This is a genomic window from Streptomyces sp. (assembly GCF_031178505.1).
In the GTDB taxonomy this organism is placed as follows: Bacteria; Actinomycetota; Actinomycetes; order Streptomycetales; family Streptomycetaceae; genus Streptomyces; species Streptomyces gulbargensis.
Window position 1 is genome coordinate 1 of the sequence record NZ_JAPSIW010000220.1, and the last position, 9,115, is coordinate 9,115.

The following is a 9,115-nucleotide window of genomic DNA, read 5'->3' on the forward strand; positions in this document are numbered from 1 at the left end:
CGCGTCGGCGATGTGATGCGTACCGATGCGCTTGCGGAACACCCAGTACGTCCAGCCCTGGTAAAGCATCACCAGCGGGGCCGCGATGGCCGCGCACCAGGTCATGATCTTGAGGGTGTACGGGCTCGACGACGCGTTCGTCACCGTGAGGCTCCACGCGGGGTCGAGCGAGGACGGCATGACGTTCGGGAAGAGAGCCAGGAACAGCATCGCCACCGTGGCGGCGATCGTCACCCCGGACAGTCCGAAGGACCAGCCCTCGCGGCCCGCCCGGATGGCCCCGATCGCCCCGACGAGCGCCACCACGGCGACGCCGGCCGCGACCAGGCTTCCGGTGGAGCCCCTGTCCGCCTGCGTCCAGACCAGGAAGGCGAGGGCGAGGGAGGCGGTGGCCAGGCCGAGCTTGAAGGCGAGGGCCCGTGCCCGGCCCCGGATGTCCCCGACCGTCTTGAGCGCGGCGAAGACCGCGCCGTGGAAGGTGAACAGGGTGAGCGTGACCAGGCCGCCGAGGAGCGCGTAGGGGTTGAGCAGGTCCCAGAAGCCGCCGACGTACTCCATGTCACGGTCGATCTTCACGCCGCGCACGATGTTGCCGAAGGCGACGCCCCAGAGGAAGGCGGGGATCAGGGAGGTCCAGAAGATGGCCTGCTCCCAGTTGCGCTGCCAGTTCTCCTCGGGCCGCTTGGCCCGGTACTCGAAGGCGACTCCGCGGATGATCAGGCAGACCAGAATGATCAGCAGCGGGAGGTAGAAGCCGGAGAACAGGGTGGCGTACCACTCGGGGAAGGCGGCGAAGGTGGCGCCGCCCGCGGTGAGCAGCCACACCTCGTTGCCGTCCCAGACGGGTCCGATGGTGTTGATGAGCACCCGCTTCTCGGGCCGGTCGCGGGCGAGCAGCTTGGTGAGGACCCCGATCCCGAAGTCGAAGCCTTCGAGGAAGAAGTAGCCGGTCCAGAGGACGGCGATGAGTACGAACCAGACGTCGTGGAGTTCCATGCCTCGATCTCCTGAGCCTCAGTACGAGAAGGCCATGGGCCGGTCGGCGTCGCGGGTGTCCCCGCCGATCGTGGTGGGCGGGTTGAGGTCGTCCTCGGTCAGCTCGGGCGGTCCGGCCTTGACGTACTTGACGAGCAGGCGGACCTCGATGACGGCGAGGATCGCGTAGAGGAGGGTGAAGACGGTCATCGAGGTGATGACCTCGGCGGTGGAGACACCGGGGGAGACGGCGTCGCGGGTGCGCAGGACGCCGTAGACGACCCACGGCTGACGGCCCATCTCGGTGAAGATCCAACCCCAGGAGTTGGCGATCAGCGGGAACGCCATGGTCCACAGGGCCACGAGCCAGTACCACTTGGTCAGACGGGGGCTGAGGGCCTGCCGCCTGAACAGGACCAGGTTCGGCACCTCGTCCTCTCCGGTCCGCAGGTCCGGCGGCAGGAGGAACTTCTTGCGGGTCAGCCAGAGGCCGGCCATGCCGATGGTCAGGGAGGCCATGCCGAAGCCGATCATCCAGCGGAAGCCCCAGTAGGCGACGGGGATGTTGGGCCGGTAGTCGCCGGGGCCGTACTTTTCCTGCTCGGCCTTGTTGACGTCGTTGATGCCGGGGACGAACGAGGTGAAGTCGTCGTTGGCCAGGAAGGACAGCAGGCCGGGGATCTCGACGGCGACCTTGTTGTGGCCCTTGTCGACATCGCCGTAGGCGAAGATCGAGAAGGGGGCGGGTGCCTCACCGTCCCAGAGCGCCTCGGCGGCGGCCATCTTCATGGGCTGCTGCTTGAACATGACCTTGCCGAGCAGGTCGCCGCTGATGGCGGTGCCCAGGCCGGCGATGATCAGTGTGATCAGGCCGAGCCGCAGCGAGGTCCGCATGACGGGGATGTGCCGCTTGCGGGCCAGGTGGAACGCGGAGATGCCGACCATGAAGGCGCCGCCGACGAGGAAGGCGGCCGTCATGGTGTGGAAGAACTGGGTGAGGGCGGTGTTCTGGGTGAGCACCAGCCAGAAGTCGGTGAGTTCGGCGCGGCCGCGCTCCTTGTTGATGCGGTACCCGACCGGGTGCTGCATCCAGGAGTTCGCCGCCAGGATGAAGTAGGCGGAGAGGATGGTGCCGATCGACACCATCCATATGCAGGCGAGATGGATCTTCTTCGGCAGCTTGTCCCAGCCGAAGATCCACAGGCCGATGAAGGTCGACTCGAAGAAGAACGCGATGAGCGCCTCGAAGGCGAGCGGCGCGCCGAAGATGTCTCCGACGAAGCGTGAGTAGTCGGACCAGTTCATGCCGAACTGGAACTCCTGCACGATGCCGGTGACGACACCCATGGCGATGTTGATCAGAAAGAGCTTGCCCCAGAACTTCGTCGCACGGAGGTACTTCTCCTTCTCCGTGCGGACCCACGCGGTCTGGAGACCGGCGGTCAGCGCGGCGAGCGAGATCGTCAGCGGGACGAAGAGGAAGTGGTAGACGGTCGTGATGCCGAACTGCCAGCGCGCCAAGGTTTCCGGCGCAAGAGCGAGGTCCACGTCTTCTCCTTACATCGCCGTGGTGCATCGGCAGTTTGTCCCCTTTGGTCCCCCATAAAGGGGACAAGTGGGACGCGCTTGTGAACGCGTTCACATTCACAAGCATTATGACTCATACGAAATCCGTACCGGCAATGGGGGTCCCCCTGTCGAAGGCCAGGCCTTCCCATGGCCTTCAACATATTGTTGAATCCGGGGCATGACCCTTCGGATACGCATCTCCTGGCCGGCCGGGCACACCACGGCCACCCTGGAGGACACCCCCACGAGCGCCGCGCTCGCCAGGGCCCTCCCGATCACGTCCACCGCCCGCACCTGGGGCGAGGAAGTGTATTTCGACACACCGGTCTCGGTACCCCGCGAAGAGGGGGCACGCCAGGTCGTCGCCCCGGGCACGGTGGCGTTCTGGACGGAGGGCGACGCCTTGGCCCTCCCCTACGGCCCGACCCCGATCTCCCGGGGCGACGAGAGCCGCCTCGCCAGCCCGTGCAATCTGCTCGGGGCGCTGGACGGGGACCCGCGGATCCTGGCCACCGTCAGGGACGGTGACCCGATCCGCGTCGAGCGCGCGGAGGCCTGACCGGCCCCCGCGCTCCCCCGGGGCTGATCAGCCCTCCTCGCGGAAGCCCTCCGCCGCCTTCAGGAACAGGTCGTTCGCCTCGGACTCACCGATCGTGACGCGGACGCCCTCCCCCGCGAACGGCCGCACCACCACGCCGTGCCGCTCGCACTCCGCCGCGAAGTCCATGGTCCGCTCGCCGAGCCGCAGCCAGACGAAGTTCGCCTGGGTGTCCGCGACGGTCCAGCCCTGGGCCACGAGCCCCGCGTGGACGCGCTCACGCTCGGCGACCAGCGATCCGACCCGTCCGAGCAGTTCGTCCTCGGCCCGCAGCGAGGCCACCGCCGCGTCCTGCGCCAGCTGACTCACCCCGAACGGCACCGCCGTCTTGCGCAGCGCCGCCGCCACCGGCTCGTGGGCGACCGCGAAACCGACCCGCAGGCCGGCCAGGCCGTACGCCTTGGAGAAGGTGCGCAGCACGGCGACGTTCGGCCGGTTCCGGTACAGCTCGATGCCGTCCGGAACCTCGGTGTCACGGACGAACTCGCGGTACGCCTCGTCGATCACCACCAGGACGTCGGAGGGCACCCGGTCCAGGAAGCGCTCCAGCTCGGCCCGGCGCACGGCGGTGCCCGTGGGGTTGTTGGGGTTGCAGACGAAGATCAGCCGCGTCCGGTCGGTGATCGCCTCTGCCATGGCGTCGAGGTCGTGCACCTCCTCCTCGGTCAGCGGCACCTGCACCGAGGTCGCCCCGCTGATCTGCGTGATGATCGGGTAGGCCTCGAAGGAACGCCAGGCGTAGATCACCTCGTCGCCCGGGCCCGCGGTCGACTGGATCAGCGACTGGGCGATGCCGACCGAGCCGGTGCCGGTGGCGATGTGCGACGCCGGCACGCCGAAGCGGTCGGCAATCTCCTGCGTCAGCGCCGTGCAGGCCATGTCCGGGTAGCGGTTGAAGGTCGCGGCGGCGCCCACCACGCTCTCCATGACCCCCGGCAGCGGCGGGTAGGGGTTCTCGTTGGAGGAGAGCTTGAAGGCCACCGGCCCACCGGCGGCGGCCGGCTTGCCCGGCTTGTAGGTGGGGATGCCGTCCAGCTCGGCGCGCAGCTTCGGGCTGCCGGTGCTCGTCCCGCTGGTCTCGCTCACAGTGTGGCCTCCTCGACCGTCCGTACCACCAATACTCCTCACCTTATGAGGATTCGCCGCCGCTGCGAATGGCCTGTGGACAACAGGAGGGACACGCTGCGGAAACGGGCCCCGTGACGGGCCGTACGGGACCGGGCGGAGGCCCGCTCGCACGGGCAGGCCCAAAAGCGGCCGGCCCCACCAGGCGGGGCGGCGGCCGGCCGGTCCCTGTCGCGAGGGAAGGCCCGGCCGGGGGAGGGAGCGGACGGGCGAAAGGCCCTGGGGGCGCGCAGACGGGTGGCGCGCGCCGGTGGCGAGCGCCGTGGCGCGCGTCCCCCGAAGAGGTGAGTTGCGACCACTTGGCCGCGCCCGCCGCACGCCAGACCCACGCCACCCCGACCCCAGACAGTGCAGAAGGGAATCCCCAAATGCCTTTGCATGCAAGGTGATTAGCGGCATCGATCATGCAGAAACGTGACTGTAAAGAGGCGCATATGCGGCCGTCCCGACCACCCCCGGTCGCCCTACTATCGGCTCGCCATGACAGCAGCAGGGAAGCACCAGGTGAGCCGGGCACAGACCCGGGGAAGCCGGCAGGGCCGAGCAGGCATCCGGGACGTGGCCGCCGCCGCCGGGGTCTCCATCACGACTGTCTCCGACGCGCTCAACGGCAAGGGCCGACTCCCGGACGCCACCCGCCGTCACGTCCGCGAGGTCGCAGACCGGCTGGGCTACCGCCCATCCGCGGCGGCCCGCACCCTCCGTACCGGCAAGTCGGGACTCATCGGCCTGACCGTGACCACGTACGGGGATGAACCTTTCACCTTCACCGAATTCGCGTACTTCGCGGAGATGGCCAGAGCCGCGACCTCGGCCGCGCTCGCCAGGGGCTACGCCCTGGTCATCCTCCCCGCCACCTCCCGCCATGACGTCTGGTCGAACGTCGCCCTCGACGGCACCGTCGTCATCGACCCCTCCGACCACGACCCGGTCGTGACCGAACTGGTCCGCCAGGGCCTGCCCGTCGTCTCCGACGGACGCCCCGCCGGCACCCTTCCGGTCACCGCCTGGGTCGACAACGACCACGAAGCCGCCGTCCTCGACCTGCTCGACCATCTCGCCGCCGCCGGCGCCCGCCGCATCGGCCTCCTCACCGGCACCACCACCGACACCTACACCCGCCTGTCGACCACCGCGTACCTCAACTGGTGCGAGCGGGTCGGCCAGGACCCCGTCTACGAGGCCTATCCGGCGCACGATCCGTGCGCGGGCGCCGTCGCGGCCGATCGGCTGCTCGCCCGCCCGGACCGGCCCGACGCCGTCTACGGCCTCTTCGACCCGAACGGCACCGACCTCCTCGCGGCCGCGCGCCGCTACGGACTGCGTGTCCCCGACGACCTGCTGCTCGTCTGCTGCAGCGAGTCGACGGTCTACGCCACCACCGAACCGCCCATCACGACCCTGTCCCTCAAACCGCGCCGCATCGGTACCGCCGTGGTCCAGCTCCTCATCGACGCCATCGAGGGGGTCGAGACCGACGGTCCGGTCGAGCAGGTGATACCGACCGAACTCATCGTCCGCACCTCCTCGCAGCGGCGCCCGCCCCGCACGACGGTCAGCCCGCCGCGCTCACCCTCCAAGGACTGACCACCGGCCGGGACCCGGTCCTGCACCCCGGCCGGTTCCCGACCCTCCCCGGCCGGGAACCGGCCACCGGCCAGGACCGGAACGCGCCGGTCCTGGTCGGAAGGGAACGAACCGGAGGGGCTTGGGAGGACCGGCCGAGGAACCACCGTCCCCGCCCCTGCCCGTGGCGGTGACGGCCAAACCGGACGTCTCACCGGGTTGAACCCTGGACCGGACCTTCTCAATTCGGGCGAAACAACCGGTGAACCCGGAGTGGACCCGGATTCACCACCCCTGGTGCGTCACACAGGAGGACCCTCATTCCTATGATGGGCGGACGACACCGCGGACCACCCCGACCAGGCCGGTCCGCGATGTGCAGGGCATCGCGACGGTGGTGGAGGGGTCGATGACTCAGGGGGCCGGGCAGGAGCCCGTGGTGCGCACGGCGACATTGCGTGACTTCCGCGTACCGCCGTACGCCCGCGTGCCCGTTCAGGGCCACGCCACCGAACCGCCGACGGGCGACCAGCCCCCGGCCGCGTCGCCCCCGCCGGCACCCCCCGTACCGCCGACGGCTCCGCCCGCCCCCGCTGCTCCGCCGGTCCCCGCCCCGCCCCTGCCGCCCACGGCACCGGCGCACACCGCCGCCCCGCAGCAGGCGGATCCGCAGGCCGCGCCGGCACCGCAGCCCGTCCCCTCGCAGCCCCACGCACCCCAGCCGGCGGCACCGCAGCCGACCGCACCCGACTCCCACGCGCCGATGCCCACCGCGCCGCAGCCCGCCGATCCGACCCTGCACCTCGGCCGGCTGCCCGCCGCCGCGTACCCGGACCCGGCCGGCGCCTCCTCCATCGTCGCCGTCGCCACCGGCCACCCGGGAAACGCCTTTCCCGAGGGCCAGGCGCCCGAGGGCTACACCCCGACCGAACGCGACCTCCCGGTGATCAACCGTGGCGACACCGTCCAGGTGCACGTCACCCCGGCCCCCGCGCCCGCGCCGGGCGCCGCCACCGGTGACGGCCCCGGACCGCTGTACGTCGTCGGTGACGTCCACGGCTACCTCGACGAACTCGTCGCCGCCCTGTACGCGCAGGGCCTCATCGACGAGAACGGCGGCTGGGCCGCGGGCAACGCCCGCCTCTGGTTCCTCGGCGACTTCACCGACCGCGGCCCCGACGGCATCGGTGTCATCGACCTGGTCATGCGGCTCTCCGCCGAGGCCGCCGCCGCCGGCGGCTACTGCAAGGCCCTCATGGGCAACCACGAGCTGCTGCTCATCGGCGCCAAACGGTTCGGCGACACACCGGTCAACTCCGGCGCCGGCACCGCCACCTTCCAGGCCGCCTGGCTGCTCAACGGCGGCCAGAAGACCGACATGGACCGGCTCCAGGACGTCCACCTCCAGTGGATGTCCCGGCTCGACGCCGTCGTGCGGGAGGACGACCATCTCCTGCTGCACTCCGACACCACCGCGTACCTGGAGTACGGCCAGACGATCGAGGACGTCAACGACACCGTCCACGAGATCCTCAACCGGAACGACGCCGACGAGGTCTGGGACCTCTTCCGCAAGTTCACCAAGCGCTTCGCCTTCCGCGACGACGGCGGACCCCAGGCCGTGCAGGAACTCCTCTCCACCTACGGCGGCCACCGCGTCGTCCACGGCCACAGCCCCATCCCGTACCTCCTCGGCCAGGTCGGCGCGGAGGACGGCGAGGACTCCTCGGGTCCGGTCGTCGACGGTCCGCACGTGTACGCCGACGGTCTCGCGATCGCCATGGACGGTGGCGTGACCATGGCCGGAAAGCTGCTGGTCGTTCAGCTCCCCCTGCACGCCTGACACGTCACCCTCCGCACCCGGAATAGTCGAATTCCGGAAACTCCCTGTCAGCGCCCACGGTCCCCGCAATACCATCGGACCATCCGCAAGCAGGCTCTCCTCCGTTTCCGCCCAACCCGCCGCTGCCTGCGGCGCTTCGGGCCTACGGAGCATCGGGGGATGCACATGAACGTGGCTCCGCACCTGCTGACCGAGGACCGTGCCGAGTACGAGCGGGTCCTCGACGACGCACTGCGCACCGCCGGGACGCGGCCGGAACTCGACGGTCTCGGCAGCCGGCTGACGAGCGCCCAGCTGCGCTCCATGGCGCTGAACGCGACAGCGCTGATCGCCGCCGCGGCGGCGAGCGAGTACGAGCACTTCGTCACGGTCCGGGAACAGAGCCGGGCCCCCGCCGCGCCCCGGCCGCCCGCCGCCGCGCACGACGGTCCCGGACCGGGCGTGGCCGCCGTCATCACCGTCATGGTGCCCGTCCTCGCCGGCTCGGCAGCCGCGATCTTCCTGCTGGTCGGGGCGGTGCTGCACGCCCTGGCCCCCACCGTCGTGTTCGGCGGGACGCTGCTGACCGCCGGCCTCGTCTTCGGTGCCATCGCCGCCGGGGGTCTGCTGTGCGCGGGGGCCGGGCTCCTGGTCACGGCCCTCCGCAACAGCCCCGCCGCGGCGCACCGCGACGGCCCCGCCCCGGCCGACGAACTCTCCCTCGCCCGCGAGGCCTGGCGCCACGCCCTCCTGGAACGCGGCATTCTCCCCTTCCTCGCCGCCGCCCTCGCCGCCGCCGCACCCCCCGACCCGACCCCGTCCCCCGACCCGGCTCCGGACCCGTCCACCCCGTGAGCCGCACGCCTCCCGCCTCGCGGGAAGGACCCGTACGCAGCGGAAACGGAACCGGCCGGCGACTCCCCCCGAAGCCGCCGGCCGGTCCCCCCGTCGTGCGGAGGTCAGTCCGCCAGCGGCAGGTACACCCTGTTGCCGCTCGCGGCGAACTCCGCCGACTTCTCCGCCATGCCCGCCTGGATCTCCTCGGCCTTCAGGTCGCCGCCGTGCTCGCGGCGGATGTCCTGGGAGATCTTCATCGAGCAGAACTTCGGGCCGCACATCGAGCAGAAGTGCGCGGTCTTCGCCGGTTCCGCGGGCAACGTCTCGTCGTGGAACTCACGGGCCGTGTCCGGGTCGAGCGCCAGGTTGAACTGGTCCTCCCACCGGAACTCGAACCGCGCGTCGGAGAGCGCGTCGTCCCACTCCTGGGCCCCGGGGTGCCCCTTGGCCAGGTCCGCCGCGTGCGCGGCGATCTTGTAGGTGATGACGCCCGTCTTCACGTCGTCCTTGTTGGGCAGGCCCAGGTGCTCCTTGGGCGTGACGTAGCAGAGCATCGCCGTACCCCACCAGGCGATCATCGCCGCGCCGATGCCCGAGGTGATGTGGTCGTAGGCGGGCGCCAC

General features: G+C 70.6%; 8 protein-coding genes. 4 read left to right on the forward strand and 4 right to left on the reverse strand.

Going from position 1 to position 9,115, the window contains the following annotated elements; translation table 11 throughout:
- Together cydB and RIF68_RS16605 are read right to left on the reverse strand one after the other, a co-directional pair.
- Positions 1-996: cytochrome d ubiquinol oxidase subunit II (gene cydB, locus RIF68_RS16600; RefSeq protein WP_309052038.1), on the reverse strand; the 996-nt coding region annotated here is incomplete at its 3' end.
- Positions 997-1,014: 18 nt separating this feature from the next.
- The gene (locus RIF68_RS16605) at positions 1,015-2,523 is read right to left on the reverse strand and encodes a cytochrome ubiquinol oxidase subunit I (protein ID WP_309052039.1); all 1,509 of its coding nucleotides are present in this window, start codon (positions 2,521-2,523) and stop codon (positions 1,015-1,017) included.
- Between the two features lie 199 nt (positions 2,524-2,722).
- Between RIF68_RS16605 and RIF68_RS16610 the strand changes: the two genes are divergently transcribed.
- Entirely contained in the window at positions 2,723-3,103 is a 381-nt protein-coding gene (locus RIF68_RS16610; protein WP_309052040.1) for a cyclophilin-like fold protein, read from the forward strand.
- A gap of 27 nt (positions 3,104-3,130) precedes the next feature.
- On the opposite strand, the gene hisC is transcribed toward RIF68_RS16610, so the two are convergent.
- The gene (gene hisC / locus RIF68_RS16615) at positions 3,131-4,228 is read right to left on the reverse strand and encodes a histidinol-phosphate transaminase (RefSeq protein WP_309052041.1); all 1,098 of its coding nucleotides are present in this window, start codon (positions 4,226-4,228) and stop codon (positions 3,131-3,133) included.
- Positions 4,229-4,747: 519 nt separating this feature from the next.
- Between hisC and RIF68_RS16620 the strand changes: the two genes are divergently transcribed.
- The 3 genes from RIF68_RS16620 to RIF68_RS16630 all read left to right on the forward strand — a co-directional run bounded on the left by RIF68_RS16620 (position 4,748) and on the right by RIF68_RS16630 (position 8,510).
- Positions 4,748-5,854, forward strand: coding sequence for a LacI family DNA-binding transcriptional regulator (locus RIF68_RS16620; RefSeq protein WP_309052042.1), 1,107 nt, complete (start codon positions 4,748-4,750; stop codon positions 5,852-5,854).
- Positions 5,855-6,242: 388 nt separating this feature from the next.
- Positions 6,243-7,676 (forward strand): metallophosphoesterase, encoded by a 1,434-nt coding sequence (locus RIF68_RS16625; RefSeq protein WP_375165710.1) that lies wholly within the window; start codon positions 6,243-6,245, stop codon positions 7,674-7,676.
- A 159-nt stretch (positions 7,677-7,835) separates the two neighbouring features.
- Positions 7,836-8,510 carry a hypothetical protein gene (locus RIF68_RS16630; protein WP_309052043.1) on the forward strand — a complete coding sequence of 225 codons (675 nt, stop codon included), beginning with the start codon at positions 7,836-7,838 and terminating at the stop codon, positions 8,508-8,510.
- A gap of 104 nt (positions 8,511-8,614) precedes the next feature.
- On the opposite strand, the gene RIF68_RS16635 is transcribed toward RIF68_RS16630, so the two are convergent.
- A partial coding sequence (locus tag RIF68_RS16635) for a phosphomethylpyrimidine synthase ThiC (protein ID WP_309052044.1) occupies positions 8,615-9,115 on the reverse strand: 501 nt, incomplete at its 5' end.